This window comes from Algirhabdus cladophorae, from assembly GCF_044772865.1.
Lineage (GTDB): Bacteria > Pseudomonadota > Alphaproteobacteria > Rhodobacterales > Rhodobacteraceae > Algirhabdus > Algirhabdus cladophorae.
In genome coordinates, this window is the sequence record NZ_CP173029.1 from 172,301 (window position 1) to 188,771 (window position 16,471).

General features: G+C 55.1%; 17 protein-coding genes. 13 read left to right on the forward strand and 4 right to left on the reverse strand.

The window, feature by feature from the left end:
• The first annotated feature begins 200 nt into the window (after window positions 1-200).
• From ACIRQ6_RS00745 to ACIRQ6_RS00785, 9 genes are all read left to right on the forward strand, one after another.
• Complete coding sequence (locus ACIRQ6_RS00745; protein WP_420862217.1) at window positions 201-1,130, forward strand: ABC transporter ATP-binding protein; 930 nt, start codon at window positions 201-203, stop codon at window positions 1,128-1,130.
• A complete protein-coding gene (locus tag ACIRQ6_RS00750) occupies window positions 1,127-1,888 on the forward strand; it encodes an ABC transporter permease (protein WP_420862218.1) in 762 nt (253 codons plus the stop codon). Before ACIRQ6_RS00745 ends, ACIRQ6_RS00750 begins: the two co-directional genes overlap by 4 nt.
• 54 nt (window positions 1,889-1,942) lie before the next feature.
• Window positions 1,943-2,734, forward strand: coding sequence for a S49 family peptidase (locus ACIRQ6_RS00755; RefSeq protein ID WP_420862219.1), 792 nt, complete (start codon window positions 1,943-1,945; stop codon window positions 2,732-2,734).
• Between the two features lie 168 nt (window positions 2,735-2,902).
• Window positions 2,903-3,853 carry a calcium/sodium antiporter gene (locus ACIRQ6_RS00760; RefSeq protein ID WP_420862220.1) on the forward strand — a complete coding sequence of 317 codons (951 nt, stop codon included), beginning with the start codon at window positions 2,903-2,905 and terminating at the stop codon, window positions 3,851-3,853.
• A gap of 12 nt (window positions 3,854-3,865) precedes the next feature.
• Complete coding sequence (locus ACIRQ6_RS00765) at window positions 3,866-4,642, forward strand: SDR family oxidoreductase (RefSeq protein WP_420862221.1); 777 nt, start codon at window positions 3,866-3,868, stop codon at window positions 4,640-4,642.
• 286 nt (window positions 4,643-4,928) lie between these two features.
• The gene (gene uvrC, locus ACIRQ6_RS00770) at window positions 4,929-6,794 is read left to right on the forward strand and encodes an excinuclease ABC subunit UvrC (RefSeq protein WP_420862222.1); all 1,866 of its coding nucleotides are present in this window, start codon (window positions 4,929-4,931) and stop codon (window positions 6,792-6,794) included.
• Window positions 6,795-6,812: 18 nt separating this feature from the next.
• Window positions 6,813-7,478, forward strand: a complete 666-nt coding sequence (pgsA, locus tag ACIRQ6_RS00775) for a CDP-diacylglycerol--glycerol-3-phosphate 3-phosphatidyltransferase (protein ID WP_420862223.1) — start codon at window positions 6,813-6,815, stop codon at window positions 7,476-7,478.
• Complete coding sequence (moaD, locus tag ACIRQ6_RS00780) at window positions 7,478-7,723, forward strand: molybdopterin converting factor subunit 1 (RefSeq protein WP_420862224.1); 246 nt, start codon at window positions 7,478-7,480, stop codon at window positions 7,721-7,723. The genes pgsA and moaD overlap by 1 nt, the downstream gene beginning before the upstream one ends.
• Window positions 7,724-8,164, forward strand: a complete 441-nt coding sequence (locus tag ACIRQ6_RS00785; protein ID WP_420862225.1) for a molybdenum cofactor biosynthesis protein MoaE — start codon at window positions 7,724-7,726, stop codon at window positions 8,162-8,164.
• An 85-nt stretch (window positions 8,165-8,249) separates the two neighbouring features.
• Here the strand turns inward: ACIRQ6_RS00785 and ACIRQ6_RS00790 are convergent, their stop codons facing one another.
• Window positions 8,250-8,636, reverse strand: a complete 387-nt coding sequence (locus ACIRQ6_RS00790; RefSeq protein ID WP_420862226.1) for a hypothetical protein — start codon at window positions 8,634-8,636, stop codon at window positions 8,250-8,252.
• Between the two features lie 255 nt (window positions 8,637-8,891).
• Between ACIRQ6_RS00790 and ACIRQ6_RS00795 the strand changes: the two genes are divergently transcribed.
• Complete coding sequence (locus ACIRQ6_RS00795; RefSeq protein ID WP_420862227.1) at window positions 8,892-10,352, forward strand: alpha/beta fold hydrolase; 1,461 nt, start codon at window positions 8,892-8,894, stop codon at window positions 10,350-10,352.
• A gap of 39 nt (window positions 10,353-10,391) precedes the next feature.
• On the opposite strand, the gene ACIRQ6_RS00800 is transcribed toward ACIRQ6_RS00795, so the two are convergent.
• From ACIRQ6_RS00800 to ubiA, 3 genes are all read right to left on the reverse strand, one after another.
• The gene (locus ACIRQ6_RS00800; protein ID WP_420862228.1) at window positions 10,392-10,718 is read right to left on the reverse strand and encodes a hypothetical protein; all 327 of its coding nucleotides are present in this window, start codon (window positions 10,716-10,718) and stop codon (window positions 10,392-10,394) included.
• Entirely contained in the window at window positions 10,705-12,618 is a 1,914-nt protein-coding gene (locus ACIRQ6_RS00805; protein ID WP_420862229.1) for an OmpA family protein, read from the reverse strand. Before ACIRQ6_RS00805 ends, ACIRQ6_RS00800 begins: the two co-directional genes overlap by 14 nt.
• A gap of 63 nt (window positions 12,619-12,681) precedes the next feature.
• Entirely contained in the window at window positions 12,682-13,650 is a 969-nt protein-coding gene (ubiA, locus tag ACIRQ6_RS00810; protein WP_420862230.1) for a 4-hydroxybenzoate octaprenyltransferase, read from the reverse strand.
• A gap of 14 nt (window positions 13,651-13,664) precedes the next feature.
• Between ubiA and ACIRQ6_RS00815 the strand changes: the two genes are divergently transcribed.
• Genes ACIRQ6_RS00815 through ACIRQ6_RS00825 form a run of 3 tightly spaced genes read left to right on the forward strand, consistent with a single transcriptional unit; the run spans window position 13,665 to window position 16,335 of the window.
• Window positions 13,665-14,381, forward strand: coding sequence for a 16S rRNA (uracil(1498)-N(3))-methyltransferase (locus ACIRQ6_RS00815; RefSeq protein ID WP_420862231.1), 717 nt, complete (start codon window positions 13,665-13,667; stop codon window positions 14,379-14,381).
• On the forward strand, window positions 14,378-14,905 hold the full coding sequence (locus ACIRQ6_RS00820; protein WP_420862232.1) for a hypothetical protein: 528 nt from the start codon (window positions 14,378-14,380) through the stop codon (window positions 14,903-14,905). Before ACIRQ6_RS00815 ends, ACIRQ6_RS00820 begins: the two co-directional genes overlap by 4 nt.
• A gap of 59 nt (window positions 14,906-14,964) precedes the next feature.
• Window positions 14,965-16,335: a glutamate--cysteine ligase gene (locus tag ACIRQ6_RS00825; RefSeq protein WP_420862233.1), complete on the forward strand. Its 1,371-nt coding sequence runs from the start codon at window positions 14,965-14,967 to the stop codon at window positions 16,333-16,335.
• Window positions 16,336-16,471 lie beyond the last annotated feature (136 nt).

Here is a 16,471-nt window from a genome sequence, read left to right on the forward strand (position 1 = left end):
AGTGAATAGGGCGCTGCGTGCATATCCGCTGGTCTGTGGACGCAAAGCCCCAATCAGTATCAGGGTGACTTGCGGATCGCCTAGTTTCAACCCCAAGGGCGTTTGCGCAAGACTTCTGCATGTATGCACAGCCCTGTCCGTGTATTTAAGTCGCAGCTTTGATATCAAAAAGATCACCAAACCGTGAGGATCGTTCAGAAATGACCGCAATTGTGTCCATTAAGGACGTCGAAAAGATCTATGACAGTGGGTTCAAAGCCCTTGATGGGGTCAATTTGGACATCGCTGAGGGCGAGATTCTTGCCCTTCTTGGTCCAAACGGTGCAGGCAAAACGACGCTGATTTCGACGATTTGCGGAATCGTACAGCCTACAGGCGGTTCGATCACGGTAGGGGGCTATGACGTGGTGCGCGATTATCGTGCGACGCGGTCGATGATTGGACTGGTGCCGCAGGAAATAGCGCTTGAGCCGTTTGAAAAGGTCATCTCAGCTGTGTCGTTTTCCCGTGGATTATTCGGATTGGCCCCAAATCCCGCCCATATTGAAAAAGTCCTGCGCGATCTGTCGTTGTGGGACAAAAAAGACGCCAAAATTATGGAATTGTCGGGCGGTATGAAGCGCCGTGTGCTGATCGGCAAAGCGCTCAGCCACGAGCCCCGCGTTTTGTTTTTGGACGAACCGACAGCCGGCGTCGATGTTGAGTTGCGCAAGGACATGTGGGCTGTCGTCGAACAACTCAAGGCCGAAGGTGTTACGATCATTCTGACCACGCACTACATCGAAGAGGCCGAGGCGATTGCTGACCGTATCGGTGTCATTAACAAGGGGCAAATCCTGCTGGTTCAGGACAAAGCCGACCTGATGCACCAAATGGGGCGCAAACTGATGCGGATCGAATTGCAAAACTTCGTACAAACTGTGCCTGATGCGCTGGCAGGCTATGGCCTGCAATTGGCTGATGAAGGGCGCAGTTTGACCTACGCCTATGACACCTCCAAAGAACGCACAGGCATCACCAAATTGCTGAACGATTTGCAAGCGGCGGGGTTGATCCTGCGCGATATACAAACAGAACAAAGCAGTCTGGAAGATATCTTTGTGGATCTGGTCAAGGAGCCAAGCGCATGAACCTGCAAGCGATGAAATCCATCTACATCTTCGAGATGTCGCGCTTTTTTAGAACTCTGGCACAAAGCTTTGTCTCGCCTGTGTTGTCGACCGCCCTTTATTTCGTGGTCTTTGGATCGGCGATTGGCAGCCGGATCGATACGGTTGAAAATGTGAGCTATGGCGCGTTCATCGTTCCGGGCCTGATCATGCTGACAGTGATGACGCAATCAGCATCGAATGCTTCGTTCGGGATCTATTTCCCCAAATTCCTTGGGACGATCTTTGAATTGCTGTCCGCCCCTGTCAGTTTCCTTGAGGTCGTGGTGGGCTATGTGGGGGCGGCTGCTACGAAATCGCTGATTATTGGGCTGATCATCTTGGCGACCTCGTTTGTTTTCGTAGACATAACCATCGCCCATCCCTTTGCGATGTTTGCCTTTTTGATCCTGACCTGCCTGTCGTTCAGCCTGCTGGGATTTATCATCGGAATCTGGGCACGCAATTTCGAGCAATTGCAGTTGATCCCGTTGCTGGTGATCACGCCATTGGTGTTTTTGGGTGGCAGCTTCTATTCGATCAGCATGTTGCCTCCGTTTTGGCAAACCGTGACCTTGTTCAATCCAGTGGTCTATCTGATCTCGGGCTTTCGCTGGGCGTTTTTTGACACGGCTGATGTCAGTGTCACGCTCAGCCTGCTGGCAATCGGCGGCTTTACAGTGGCGTGCATGGCGGTGATTTGGTGGATTTTCAAAACCGGGTATCGCCTGCGGCAATAATTCCCCGGCCCGGTTGCCTTGTGAAACCGCCTCGGCGGCTCTACATGATGCTGCATGAAACGCTGGATCCCTTTTATGAAATCCGATCCGACCGTCGCGGTTGTTCGGTTGAACGGAATGATCGCCACAGGGCGCGGGCTAAATGACGCTGGCATAGCCCCTGTCATTGAAAAAGCCTTTGCCAAAGGCAAGCCCAAGGCCGTGGCCATCATCATCAATTCCCCCGGTGGCAGCCCTGTCCAAAGTTCGCTGATTGGCGCGCGCATCCGGCGGTTGGCCGATGAAAAGGAAATCCCGGTTTATGCCTTCGTCGAAGATGTAGCAGCGTCGGGCGGCTATTGGCTTGCCTCTGCCGCGGATGAAATTTGGGTCGATCCGGCCTCAGTTGTGGGCTCTATCGGGGTGATCTCGGCAGGGTTCGGTGCCCATGAACTGCTGCAGCGCTACGGTGTCGAACGTCGCGTTTACACGGCGGGTAATTCCAAAAGCATGCTCGATCCATTCAAGCCGGAACAGGAGGCGGATGTGAAGCGCCTCAAGGTGTTACTGGAACAATTGCACGAGGTCTTTAAGGATCAAATCCGCAAAGGTCGCGGCGACAAACTACCTGATGATCAGGACCTCTTTACCGGCGAGATTTGGGCCGGTCAGGCTGCGGTTGATGTAGGTCTGGCCGATGGCGTGGGCCATGTGGTGCCCAAGATGAAAGAATTGTTCGGCGATAAGGTTCGGTTCCAAGTCTACGGCCAACGAAAATCGTTCCTGCAACGATTTGGGGCGAATATCGTGGGCGATGCTCTGACCCAGATTGAAGAACGCGCACAATATTCAAAGTTTGGCCTCTGAACCTATGCTGCTCAAAATCGTCTCGTTCTTTTTGATTGGTATGGTCGTTTTGGCGATGTTTGGCCGGCTAAAATACCCCGGACAGGCGAAAATAGCGCAACTCAAATGCAAGGCTTGTGGTCGCTACCGGATTGGACGCGGCCCCTGCGGCTGTAAGGGACAAAGTTAATGCTCACCGCTTTTGGATTGACTGGCCTTGGGCTGGTCATTTTGCTTTTTGCAGGGGACGCTTTGGTTAAGGGGGCTGTGAACCTCGCCTTGCGCCTTGGAATCCCTGCGCTGGTGGTCAGCCTGACGATTGTAGCCTTTGGGACCTCGGCCCCAGAATTGCTGATTGCGATCAGTTCGATCCTTGATGGTGTGCCCGATATTGCGCTGGGCAATGTGGTGGGGTCAAACACCGCCAATATCCTGTTGGTTCTGGGGGTGCCCGCGATCCTTGCCACAATGCACACCAGCGAATTAGACACCCGAAAGTCGTTCAACTTCATGATCGCCGCCACGATCCTGTTTATCGCTGTTTGCTTTTGGGGGCCAATCACATGGACCCATGGCCTTGTTTTGATTGCGGCCCTCTTGGTAGTGCTGTTTGATCAGGCGCGCACGGCCTTTGCACAGGCAGACAGCGGCGGCGCAGCGCAAGAGGAAGAGGTCGAAGGCGCAGACCCTGACATGCGCTGGTGGAAGATCATCGTGTTCCTGATCGCAGGCTTGATCGGCCTGCCTTTGGGCGCGCATCTGTTGGTAGAAAACGCGTCGATCATCGCGCGGGCGTTCAATATCTCCGAGGCCATTATCGGCCTGACCCTCGTGGCTATCGGGACCTCACTGCCGGAACTGGCAACCACGGTTATGGCGACGTTGCGACGTCAGGCGGATGTGGCTTTAGGTAACGTCATTGGATCGAACCTTTTCAACCTCTTGGCCATCACGGGCATTGCCAGCTTTGTAGGGCCGATCCCTGTGGATCAAGAGTTCCTTGTCTTCGATCTATGGGTGATGCTGGCGGCCAGTTTGCTGTTGATCCCGTTTGTCTATTTTGGGCGCAATTTGACGCGGATCTGGGGTTTCCTTTTGGCCGGGCTATATATCGCCTACTTGGTATTTTTGTTGGCTTAGAAAGGCTGTTTGATGAAGCGCGCATTGGTCACAGGGGCAGGGCAGCGACTAGGGGCCGCTATGGCGATACATTTGGCCTCAAAAGGCTATGATGTTGCGGTGCACTACGCAGGTTCGGCCGATGGTGCGCGTGAGGTTGTTGCCCAATGTCAGGCGTTCGACCAAAACGCAGTGGCCTTGCAGGCAGATCTGTTGGATCCAGAGGCCCCGCAGGCCCTGTTTAATGCCGCAACCGAGGCACTGGGTGGGCCTTTGACCTGCCTGATCAACAACGCATCGATTTTTGAATACGATACCCTTGCTACGGCCAGTTTAGAAAGCTGGGACCGGCATATGGCTTCGAACCTGCGGGCCCCGTTGTTTTTAATGCAAGCCATGGCGCAGCAAGGCCTCAGCGCCGACACGCAAGCCGGTGAGCCTGTCGCAACAGGCCTTGTGGTCAACATGGTTGATCAACGGGTGCGCAAGTTGACCCCTGAATTCATGACCTACACTTTGGCCAAAACTGGTTTGTGGACCCTCACCCAAACAGCCGCGCGCGGATTGGCGCCGCACATCCGGGTCAATGCCATTGGTCCGGGACCCACGTTGCAAGGCGCGAGACAGTCCAAAGCCCATTTTGAGGCCCAACGTGCGGCGACGGTTTTGGAACGCGGCGCAGACACGCAAGACATCACGCAGGCGCTTGATTATTTCCTCTCTGCACGGGCTGTGACAGGGCAGTTGCTCTGTGTGGATGGGGGACAACACCTCGCTTGGAAGACGCCAGATATTCAAGGCGTTGAGTGACGTTGGGGGAAGTTGTGCACTGAGGCCCAATCTGATTACAAAAGTGTTACAATTTTCCTAATGATATCAGTTGGTTGTTAAGTTAATAAAAATTTATTCAATATTTTCAATGACTTGAAATAGTGCCTAAAAATTAGGCAAGTTAACGAAGCCTTCATATTTACACGGAAAAATCGTGCTACATCGAAGTTACCCGCAGAGTTATCCACAGAAAAAGTGAATATGTTTTATGTTGCTGTGGGCGCATTAACGTTGCAGGCCCCGCTGGGAATCATATCTTAGGCCTATGGACGACACCAATACCCAACCCACGGGATACGAGGTTATTCACGGATACCTCAAAACCATCGACTCCTCGCCGGGCGTGTACCGGATGTTGGATACGCAAAACCGTGTGCTTTATGTGGGTAAGGCGCGGAACCTGCGCAACCGTGTGTCGAACTACTCCCGCCCCTCGGCCCAGCATTCGCGGCGCATTGCCCGGATGATTTCTGAAACTGCCCATATGATGTTTCTGACGACCAAAACAGAAACAGAAGCGCTGCTTTTGGAACAGAATCTGATCAAGCAGCTCAAACCGAAATTCAACGTCCTGCTGCGTGATGACAAAAGCTTTCCCAATATTGTTGTGCCCAAGGATCATGATTTCCCGCAGGTCAAAAAGCATCGTGGCAAGAAATCCGAGCGTGGCGACTATTATGGGCCCTTTGCCAGTGCAGGGGCCGTAAACCGGACGCTCAATCAATTGCAGCGGGTGTTTTTGCTGCGCAATTGTTCTGACAGCATGTTCGAGACCCGCACGCGCCCCTGTTTGCAATATCAGATCAAGCGGTGTTCGGCCCCTTGTGTGGGGCATATCAACAAGGCTGATTACGCGGCGACGGTCCATGACGCGCAGCAATTTCTATCGGGCAAATCCACGGGCATCCAAGAAAAGCTGGCCAAGGATATGGCGCAAGCCTCTGAGGACATGGAATTTGAACGGGCCGCCGCCTTGCGCGATCGGATCCGCGCGCTCACCCAAGTGCAAACCGCCCAAGGCATCAACCCCCGCACTGTGGCCGAGGCTGATGTGATCGCCCTGCATTTGGAGGGGGGCCAAGCCTGTGTTCAGGTGTTTTTCATTCGCGCCAATCAAAACTGGGGCAACCACGATTATTACCCTCGTGTCGGTCCCGAAGTGGATCACGCCGAGGCGATGGAGGCTTTTGTCGGGCAATTCTACAACTCCCGCGAACCAGCCAAAGTGGTGATCTTATCTAATGATGTGGAAAACAACGATCTGGTGACTGAGGCTCTGGCGCAGAAGGCTGGGCGCAAGGTCGAACTGGCGATCCCGAAACGGGGCGAGCGGGCCGAGCTGATCGATAACGCCCTTCGCAATGCCCGTGAAAGTCTTGCCCGTAAGCTGGCCGAAACTGCGACCCAAGGCAAATTGCTGCGTGGCTTGGCGGAAACCTTTGATCTGGACGGCCCGCCCGAACGGATTGAGGTCTACGATAACTCGCACATCCAAGGCACCAATGCTGTTGGTGGGATGATCGTGGCTGGACCCGATGGTTTCATGAAAAACAGCTATCGCAAATTCAACATTCGAGGTGAGGATCTGACCCCGGGTGATGACTTTGGCATGATGAAAGAAGTGCTGATGCGCCGTTTCAAACGGTTGCTGAAAGAGGATCCTGACAGGGACAAGGGCGACTGGCCGGACTTGCTTTTGATCGACGGTGGTGCCGGACAGGTCAGTGCCGTGCGCGAGATCATGGATGAAATGGGGGTTGGCGATATCGCTATGGTTGGTGTGGCCAAGGGGGTGGACCGCAACGCCGGTAAGGAAGAATTTTACCGCACTGGCATGCCCGTCAAGGCGTTGCCGCATAACGATCCGGTCCTCTACTTTGTGCAACGTTTGCGAGACGAGGCGCACCGCTTTGCCATTGGAACCCACCGCGCCAAACGTTCAAAGGCCATTGGGGCGACGCCCTTGGATGATGTGCCCGGCGTAGGTGCGACCCGCAAACGCGCGCTGCTGGCGCATTTCGGTTCTGCCAAGGCCGTAGGTCGGGCAAACCTTGCGGATCTCAAAGCAGTGGACGGTATTTCCGACAATATGGCAGAGGCGATTTATGACTTCTTCCATGAGAAGGGTTAACAGGGTAACACAGTCGCTATGACATGGAACGTTCCTAATACGCTGACTTTTTTGCGCCTGCTGGCCGCCCCGGGTGTGGCCATCATGTTTCTTTATTTCACACGGCCCTATGCAGATTGGTTTGCGCTGATCCTCTTTGTTGGGGCCGCTTTGACCGATTGGGTCGACGGATATCTGGCACGGGCCTGGGGCCAACAGACAAAATTTGGCGCAATGCTGGATCCGATCGCGGACAAAGCCATGGTGATCATCGCCCTGTGTGTGGTCACTGGCTTTTCCGGCATGGATCCCTACATTTTGTTGCCTGCCACGATGATCCTTTTCCGCGAGGTTTTTGTTTCGGGCCTGCGGGAATTTTTGGGGGATACGGCTGGCACTTTGGCAGTGACCAAATTGGCCAAATGGAAGACCACGGCCCAGATGGTGGCCTTGTCCGTACTCTTTGCCAAAGGCATCTTCGAGCACCATTTGGGTATGAACGCTTGGGGTATGGATCAGGCCACATTTGACGGCGTGATGTCTGGTCAAATCGAAGATGTGAACGGTTTGCTGTGGTATCAGGCGGGCATGATTTACAGCTGGTGGGCGGGGGTCGTTTTGCTTTGGGTTGCGGCTATTCTGACCCTGATCACCGGCTGGGATTATTTCCAAAAATCGCGGCCCTACCTGAAGGAAGATAATTGATGGATGTTGTCTATTTTGCATGGGTGCGCGAACGGATTGGTCTGCCCAAAGAGAACGTTCAGACGCAGGCCTCAACAGTGATGGAGCTGGTCGAGGAACTCAAAGCTCGTGAAGAACGTTATGCGATGGCCTTTGCCGATATCAGTGCGCTGCGTGTGGCTGTTGATCAGGAACTGGTGGAATTTGATGCGCCTTTGAGTGGCGTGCGCGAGGTTGCGTTTTTTCCGCCCATGACAGGCGGTTAAGTGGATATTCGGGTCCAATCTGAGGCATTCGACACCGGTGCGCTTTTGGCGGATTTCGGCAAGGATGGGCGCGTAGGGGCCGTGGTTAGCTTTACCGGCGTAGTGCGCGACAATGATGCAGGCAGCTTACAAGCCATGGAGATCGAGCATTACCCGGCCATGACCGAGCGCGCTATTCGCGAGATCGCGACGCAGGCCCAAACCCGTTGGGATTTGGCGGATGTGCTGGTGGTTCACCGGTATGGATTGCTCGAGACCGGAGCGCCGATCATGATGGTTGCCACGGCCGCGGCGCACCGCAAAGCGGCATTCGAGGCGGCAGATTTCCTGATGGATTACCTCAAATCTCGTGCCCCGTTTTGGAAAAAAGAGATCACTTTAGAGGGGGCGGATTGGGTTGTGGCCAAGGTCGAAGACGAAGACGCGCTCAAAAATTGGTAGAGTTGTGGCCAAGTGCGCCATGGCAGATGGGATAGACCATCAGCCGCGGCTGTCCTTTAGATTCTGGGGTCTTTGATCTGGCCGCTTACTTGATCAGATAGATCCCTGCGTCACCGGTTCCTTTGTCGCGGGTCAGACGGACTTGATCGCCCATCAGCTCTGCCAACTGGCAATCAGCAGGGCTTGCTTTCCCTCCGGCTTCAAACTCGCGGCACCAATACCCATTTTCAAAACTCCATGTGCCACTGACTGCGCCGCGTTTAAGTTCTCCATCCATGGTTCCATCGCTGTTGAGGCGAAACCAAATTGCTGAATTGTCGGGCCATTCCAAGCGGCGGTCTGCCAGAGCCGTGTTAAAGGCGGTGGCGTCACTGACGCGCACAAAACCGGTGGGTTTGGTGTCCATTTGTACCTCGGGCGTACAGCCCGCCAAAATCGCAACAAAAGCCGCCGTGCTAACAAGTTTTTTCATTTTAAGTCCTGTGTTTTGAGGCCACGCAAAGTGTGGCCTTTGGATTGGTTGGTTCGGCGCACGTTTAAATAGTTGATTTGGTGTGCAAAGGTGGCCACGGTGATTGGTAACATCATACCTGCCCTCACGCGAAACACATCACCCGTTTGGGTGAAGCCCTTCGAGATAGTCTGTTGTAATTTGCGGGCGGTAGGTGTCGATGCCCGTTCAGGCCCGGCCCTCAGGCATGCTGGGGATCAATCTTAAGGAACCGAGATGCCTTTGTCGGAAACACTGACCTCTGCTTTGCGAGCGCTCTCTTCTCTGCCCAATATTAAGGCAGAAGAGCTTATTGATTTTTCGGAGGGTTTGGCATTGGAAGCCCCGTTGCCTGATGGAAGTCACGGTGCCGATCCTATTTGGCGGATCCCCAATAATGTGGCGCCACATCCCTTTTTCGAGGCATTGATCACACGGTCTCGGGCGACGACAGGGATCGTTTCCAACAACGGGTATTTCGCGCTGCGGCTATTGGACTGTGAGATCATCGTCACCGAACGCACATTAAAAGACATTCTTCACGACGGCTCTCACGCAGAGATGACCAATGCTGAATTTAGATTGGCTGGGCAGTTACTGGAAGGCTTGGACCTCAAGCAAGCAGCTTTGGCTGACGGTATTGGCTACGAAACAAAACGGTCCCAGATGAAGTCCCTTTCGGGAAAATTGTATTTGCGCGGACAAGCAGAAGTCATCCGGTGTTTAACCTTGCGGATGATGAACGGCTTTGCCCAATTGGCGAAACCGCAAAGCAGTGCAGACATCGACAGCTATGCGGCTGCCTATTTGCCACAACACGTGAGACGACTGACCATCGTCGCGCCTGATGGACGCACTGTGCCTGTTTTGGAATATGGGCCAGTGACTGGCGCACCGCTGGTTGTTTTGCATCCTATGTTTTTTCCGCCCATTGGACCTGAGGAAATCAAACAAGCCGAGGCACTTGGACTGCGGTTGATTTGGCCTTTGCGCCCGGGTTTTTTGCACCCGGATGCGCCGATATTAAAAAGTGGCGCCCACCTTGCTGCATCAACTGACGGGTTGGTGGCGGTTCTGGATCAGCTTGTTGGGGCAGCCGCACCTGTTCTAGCCTTTGTCTCCAGCGGGGCAGTGGCAACACGGGCCGCAAGCCAGCGCCCTGAACTGGTCAAATCGATCAGCTTTATCGCGACGTGTTATTCTGCCGGACGCTCTACCGCCAGTCTTCCCTATTTCGGCGCCGAATTGGTTGAACTGGCCTTGCGCAACGAGGCCGTCTTGACACGCACGGTCGCGACTTTGCGTAAATACGTTTCCCGAGATCGCAGGTTTCAGCGGATGTTTGAAACTGTCTTTCGCCGGAGCGCGCGGGATTTGGATCATATCGCGATAGAATTCGATGGGGCTGACCAAGGCGAACGCTTGCGATTGGTCACGCTCACATCGCCGGAATCGATCAAGCACGACTTCTTTAACCAAACCCAATTTGAATGGGCCGAGTTGAAGGCTTTGAACGTACCCAGACGCTTTTACCACGGCGCTGACGATTCAATTCATCCCCCAGATAAGCTGGCTAAGATTTTGAACACGATAGGTGAACAGCCTGTCGTTGTGGATCAGACTATGGGCCATTTACCGCATTATTCTGACCTCAGACGGTCGATCGCTTTTGCGGCAGCGTGGCAAATTCAGAATTGAGCGGGTTGCGATAAGGGACTGCGACGGACCTGCACGACACTAGCCCTGATTTGTGCGCTCGATATAGGATCGCAGTTCTTCGGCCTCATGACGTGCGGCACGCAAACCGTCCATAGCCGCAGACAGTTCTGCCTCGGTTTGAGACAGTTGATTGGTCATTTCTGCTTCGCGTTGCTGAAGATAGGTGATCGCTTGGTCGCGGGTTTCTTCGGCTTCGTGCAGGGACTGGGCCATACGCTCTAGCTCGCCCACCTCGGATTGCGATACGCGGGTAAAGCGGAACACCAGCCAACTGGCAAACCAGCCCAGCATGAACGCCACAAACAGAATGATTGCCGTGGCTATGATAAACTCAGTTCTGTTCATTTGTGGTCTCGCTGGCGGTCGGATCCGCGGTTACGGCGTCTTCGAGGGCCTCTAGGGCCGTTGTGGTTTCTTCAATAGGGGCAGGGGCAATCAGGGTAAAGACAATCCGTCGATTTGCTTCGCGGCCCTCTTCGGTGGCATTGTCGGCGATTGGTTGCGTCTCGCCGTAGCCTTCGACCAACATTCGCAGCGTGTTGACACGTTCGTTTTCCAAGGCAACCTTGACGGCCTGCGCGCGTTCGCGGCTGATGCGGGCATTTAATTCGTCGCTGCCTTGGCTGTCCGTGTGACCACCGATTTCGATTTTGGTGTCAGGGCAGGTTTTCAGAACGTCACCGATCTTTTCGATGGTGTTTTTGCCGCTGCCGTCGATGTTGGTGGATCCGGGTTCAAAGGTGATCTTGCGCTCGGCCAAGATGGTTTGAACCTCGGCGACACATTCCTCAGGGGTCGGCAGGGAGGCCACTGGATCCAGTGCTTCAATATATTTGATCTGTAGCGAGAAGTTCTCGGCGTTTCCAAGTTTTTCCGACAACAGGCGACTGACTTCAGCACGGGCTTGGGCGTTGCCAGTGTTGCCGCGCACTTCGATAAAGTTCTCTTGGACCACAACAGACCCGTTTTCCAATTCGGCCAAGGCAGCAAGGCCGGCCAAAACGCGGATGGCCCAGCCTTTGGGCAGGTTATCATCGTTACGGGTGCCCATAATGACATTGCCCATTCCAAACCGGGCCAGAGCATAGCTTTCGGCGGATGATTTGACCAAATCATCGGGCAGTTTGCCACGCAATTGAACAAGGCCCTCGGGACTGCGGGTGGCCACAAATTCGGGCGGGCCATCGCCTTCGCCGGTGCCGTCCACTTGGACCGGATCTGGAAGAACCGCGTGCAGTTTAAAGATCGTGGGCAACGCGTTTTCCAAGCGCCCGACGACCCGGTCAAATTCCGACCGTGGTGTTTCTGCGCTGGCCACAAGGGTGATGCCGGTGTCTGCCAAAGTCACGCTGCCCTCGCCCAAATCAGCTAAGGCATCGATCGCGGTCGCTGTAACTGTGCCCCATGAGGGGCTGGGCATCCCAAGGCCCAAGGGGCATTCGAATTTGTCTTTAAACCCTGCGTTTGTTGCGGCGACAGCGATCTGGCGGCGCATTTGCACATCGTTTGCCGCACAGGCATCAAAGCGTGCGCTGCCATTTTCGATCAAGAACCGCACGGTGTAGGGTGAAATGACGGGCCGTGGGGCGCTGATCTGCAACGACAGAACCACCCCAGAGGGCTTGCGCCGTGCCAAAAGGCTTTCCAATCGGGCCTGTTCCGATTTGCTTTCGGCGGCGGCGACGATTGTCATTTTATCCGCGGCGATAGAGATTTTGGAGCGACCCAAGGTATCCACCGCACTCAGGCCGAATTCCACGGCCTCGTCCCAGCCTGGCGGCGTGTCGTAATCGGCGGCTTCCAGAAGGTCGATCACTGGCGCACCATCTGCAATACCAGCCACACGTTCCAGCAAAAACTCACGATCCGATTGCGTGGGGATAAGGCCGATCAGGGAAATGCCAGCATCATTGCGCAACAGCTCAATTGAAAATTCGGGATCAATAGTAGGCGCGCTGAGGGCGACCTCCATGCTGTCGATCACGCGGGCTGCATCGACAATCGTCCCGGCGGTGGCCAAGGCGCGAAATCGCGTGGCCTCGTCAGGGGCTGTGCCGGACAATTCAACCTGCAAGCCTGTGGCGCGCACATAGGCCCAGTCCAATCCGGCCACGTCCAGGCTTTCGCTAACCGCAATTTCCGAACGTTGTTGGATGGCATTGGCCGCCACCAAAGCGCCAAAAAAGGCACCCAGTCCCGCAAGTGCAAAGACTGCTCCAACAATGAGGAGTGCTGAAAGACGCATGGATTGTTTGCCTATGGACGCGTTGTTTTTTACCGTTATGCCCCGTCATGGGCACGGGGGCAATCAAACCATGACGGCTATGGCTAAAAATAGCGCAGGGATCAGGCCTGCGTCGCGGTTGGATCGAAACAATCGCAGGCATATGGCGGGATTGTTGACGTCCAGCAGGCGCATTTGCCATGCCATATGCCAACCCATGGCCCAAGCGCCGCCCAATGCAATGACCACACCCAGCACATTTGCCGTATCGAGTGCCGCCATCAAAATCGCGGCCCCCAGCAACAAAACAGTCACCATCATAAAGCCCAACAACCAGCGTGGTGAATTTTCGCCAAACAATCGCGCAGTGGATTTCACACCGATTAGGGCGTCGTCTTCTGTGTCTTGGTGGGCGTAGATCGTGTCATAGAACAGTGTCCAAGTGATCCCTGCCAGATACAGCACAAAGGCAGGCCATCCCAGCGACCCACTATGGGCCGTCCAGGCCAAAAGCGCGCCCCAGTTGAACGCCAGTCCAAGGAAAACCTGTGGCCACCATGTGAACCGCTTTGCAAAGGGGTAAATGGCCACAAAAACAAGGGACGTCACCCCAACCACGACTGTGATCCACGAGTAGGTGATTAGAATGCCAAAGGCCAATAGGGCCTGAATAACCATCCAAACAGCAGCCTGTTTGGCGCTGACTTGACCAGATGGGATTGGCCGCGAGCGGGTGCGTTCGACTTGTGCATCATATTCGCGATCAGTGATGTCATTCCAAGTGCAGCCCGCGCCGCGCATCAGCCACGCCCCGATGCCGCAGCCTGCAATAATCCACAGATCCCATGTCTTTGGATTTCCATCTGCTAGTGCGGCCAGCAACACCCCCCAAATACAAGGGATGAACAGCAGCCAAGTGCCAATCGGGCGGTCTGCACGGGACAGGCGCAGATAGGGACGCGTCCACGCAGGCGCCCATGTGTCGACCCAATTTCCGTCCACGGCATCGGCAACTTCGCCCGAAGGCTCTGGCATCTGGGAGGACTGGGTCATATGTAGGATCCACTATGGCGATGGTTCGACTCTTTGTAGATCAACCCTTGGGGCAAGGGCAATTGGTTCCTGTGGAGCGGGACCAAGCCCATTATTTGTTTGGGGTGATGCGGCTGGGCCTTGGGGCGCAGATTTTGCTCTTTGATGGGGTCAGCGGCGAATGGATAGCCGAGGTGATCGAGGCAGGCAAACGGCGTGGTGTGCTTAAGTGTGTGGAGCAGACCAAACCGCTACAGATGCCGCCCGATTTGTGGCTGATGTTTGCCCCAATCAAAAAGGCACGCACGGATTTCATCGTCGAAAAGGCCGCTGAAATGGGGGCGGCCAAAATCTGTCCTGTGCAGACGGATTTCACCAATTCAGAACGTATTCGGCAGGACCGGTTGCAGGCCCATGCGGTTGAGGCTGCAGAGCAATGTGGTGGCACCTATGTGCCGCCAGTGACCGAGTTGCAAAAACTGGGCAAGGTTTTGGAGACATGGCCTGCCGATCGTCATTTGATGTTTTGTGACGAGGCCTTGGTCGATGGGGGCGGTTCTTTGCCTGATATTACAGGCCCTTGGGCGATCCTCATCGGGCCGGAAGGCGGCTTTTCCGATGCAGAACGCACCCGCTTGCGGTCTTTGGAAATGGCCCATCCCGTGTCCCTAGGGCCGCGGATTTTACGGGCCGATACGGCTGCCGTCGCTGCCATGACCCTTTGGCAGGAAAAGTTAGGGGATTGGCGATGAGTTTTGTACGGCCCGACGCGATGGCCCAAGTGATGCGATGGCGCGATGTTTTGATTGCTGCCGGTTTTGCGGCCCTTGGCATCTGGATGTTTGCCACCAAACTGGGCGTGCCCAAGGTGGCTGGCGCTATATTGTTCTTGGCGGCGATGGCGCTTGCGTGGACCGGGGTGCGCCGGGCGCGGTTCATTGGCAAAGGCGATGGTCCGGGCGTGGTCGAACTGGATGAACGCCAGATAAACTACTTTGGCCCGATGGGTGGGGGCAGTTTGGCCGTGGAAGCCTTGCAGCGGATCACCATTCAGACCGGTCTGGATCGGGCTAAGCAACCGCAACGCTATTGGCTGCTTGAGGGTCTCAATGGCGACACTCTGCGCATCCCCAGTTCTGCGAAAAATGCACAAGCCCTGTTCGACGCGGTCACCGCCCTCAATGGGGTGAATTATGACCAAGCAATCAAGGCGTTACAGGCTACATCGACGGATCAATTCCTTGTTTGGCAAAAAGACAAACGGCGCTTGCATTGACACTGGGCTGATTTTAGCAACACCTAGAACTCCTGCGACGCGAGAACGGAGCCAGCGCTATGTCTATCCCTCAATCCGGTGGCGGGCCCATCGAACATCATTCCCAGATGGCAGAATTGCTGGCTGAAGGTTGCAAACCCAAGGAAGACTGGCGCATCGGGACCGAGCATGAAAAGTTCGGCTATTGCGCGGATACTCTGGCCCCGCTGCCCTACGATGGCCCGCGTTCAATCAAGGCGATTTTGGAAGGGCTGCGCGACCGCTTTGGCTGGTCCGAAGTTCTTGAGGCCGGCAATATCATCGGTCTGGAAAAAGACGGGGCCAATGTTTCGCTGGAACCCGGCGGGCAGTTGGAACTGTCTGGCGCACCCTTGGAGACGATCCATGAAACCTGCGACGAGGTGAACAGTCACCTCAAAGAAGTCCAAGCCGTCAGTGATGAAATGGGGGCCAAGTTCATTGGCCTTGGAGCAGCACCAGAATGGACTCACGAACAGATGCCGCAAATGCCCAAAGGGCGTTACAAGCTGATGACGGATTACATGGGGCGTGTCGGCACCCATGGCACTCAGATGATGTACCGGACCTGCACGGTCCAAGTGAACCTCGATTTCAGTTCCGAGGCCGACATGGTCAAAAAGATGCGTGTGGCCTTGGCCCTGCAGCCTGTGGCGACGGCATTGTTCGCCAATTCGCCGTTCTTTGAAGGCAAAGTGAACGGCCACAAATCATGGCGCAGCCGTGTTTGGCGTGGTCTTGATGATGCGCGCACGGGCATGTTGCCGTTTGTCTTTGACGAAGGCTTTGGGTTTGAGGCATGGACGCAATATGTCCTCGATGTGCCAATGTATTTTGTCTACCGCAACGGCGAATATATCAACGCTTTGGGCATGTCGTTCCGTGATTTCCTGAAAGGCGAACTGCCTGCGTTGCCCGGTGAAAAACCGACCTTGTCAGACTGGGCCGATCACCTGACAACTGTCTTCCCCGAGGCGCGTGTGAAGAAGTTTATCGAGATGCGCGGCGCCGATGGTGGCCCGTGGCGCCGCCTCTGCGCGTTGCCTGCGTTTTGGGTCGGTCTGACCTATGATCAAACAGCGCTGGATGCGGCATGGGACTTGGTCAAAGGCTGGGATGCCGAAACCCGCGAGGCCCTGCGCATCGCGGCGTCCGAGGATGGATTGCAGGCCCAAGTGGGTGATTTGAAAATGCACGATCTAGCCCGCGAAGCTGTTGCTATTGCCGAGGCAGGCCTTGCTGCCCGCGCCCGACCCGGCGCTGGCGGATTGGTGCCTGATGAGACGCATTTTCTGAACGCTTTGAAGGATAGCCTCGACAGTGGCCAAACCCCTGCAGATGAACTGTTGGCAAAATATCATGGCGACTGGGGTGGCGATCTCAAACGAGTGTATGCTGAGTACAGTTATTAATCCGGCACATATGCGGCTGACGTGTTGGCGGCCGCTTCTGCGCGCAAACCCAGCCTGTGCATGATTATTTGGAGGCTGCCGTCGATCTCTTTCAGAATATTCCCGCCTGACAGCAACACCAGCAATGGCCATTGGA

Excerpts from the sequence above, each read along its gene's own strand:
- ACIRQ6_RS00745 (WP_420862217.1), top strand. The coding sequence starts at position 201 with ATGACCGCAATTGTGTCCATTAAGGACGTCGAAAAGATCTATGACAGT.
- ACIRQ6_RS00750 (WP_420862218.1), top strand. The coding sequence starts at position 1,127 with ATGAACCTGCAAGCGATGAAATCCATCTACATCTTCGAGATGTCGCGC.
- ACIRQ6_RS00755 (WP_420862219.1), top strand. The coding sequence starts at position 1,943 with ATGAAACGCTGGATCCCTTTTATGAAATCCGATCCGACCGTCGCGGTT.
- ACIRQ6_RS00760 (WP_420862220.1), top strand. The coding sequence starts at position 2,903 with ATGCTCACCGCTTTTGGATTGACTGGCCTTGGGCTGGTCATTTTGCTT.
- ACIRQ6_RS00765 (WP_420862221.1), top strand. The coding sequence starts at position 3,866 with ATGAAGCGCGCATTGGTCACAGGGGCAGGGCAGCGACTAGGGGCCGCT.
- uvrC (WP_420862222.1), top strand. The coding sequence starts at position 4,929 with ATGGACGACACCAATACCCAACCCACGGGATACGAGGTTATTCACGGA.
- pgsA (WP_420862223.1), top strand. The coding sequence starts at position 6,813 with ATGACATGGAACGTTCCTAATACGCTGACTTTTTTGCGCCTGCTGGCC.
- moaD (WP_420862224.1), top strand. The coding sequence starts at position 7,478 with ATGGATGTTGTCTATTTTGCATGGGTGCGCGAACGGATTGGTCTGCCC.
- ACIRQ6_RS00790 (WP_420862226.1), bottom strand. The coding sequence starts at position 8,636 with ATGAAAAAACTTGTTAGCACGGCGGCTTTTGTTGCGATTTTGGCGGGC.
- ACIRQ6_RS00795 (WP_420862227.1), top strand. The coding sequence starts at position 8,892 with ATGCCTTTGTCGGAAACACTGACCTCTGCTTTGCGAGCGCTCTCTTCT.
- ACIRQ6_RS00800 (WP_420862228.1), bottom strand. The coding sequence starts at position 10,718 with ATGAACAGAACTGAGTTTATCATAGCCACGGCAATCATTCTGTTTGTG.
- ACIRQ6_RS00805 (WP_420862229.1), bottom strand. The coding sequence starts at position 12,618 with ATGCGTCTTTCAGCACTCCTCATTGTTGGAGCAGTCTTTGCACTTGCG.
- ubiA (WP_420862230.1), bottom strand. The coding sequence starts at position 13,650 with ATGACCCAGTCCTCCCAGATGCCAGAGCCTTCGGGCGAAGTTGCCGAT.
- ACIRQ6_RS00815 (WP_420862231.1), top strand. The coding sequence starts at position 13,665 with ATGGCGATGGTTCGACTCTTTGTAGATCAACCCTTGGGGCAAGGGCAA.
- ACIRQ6_RS00820 (WP_420862232.1), top strand. The coding sequence starts at position 14,378 with ATGAGTTTTGTACGGCCCGACGCGATGGCCCAAGTGATGCGATGGCGC.
- ACIRQ6_RS00825 (WP_420862233.1), top strand. The coding sequence starts at position 14,965 with ATGTCTATCCCTCAATCCGGTGGCGGGCCCATCGAACATCATTCCCAG.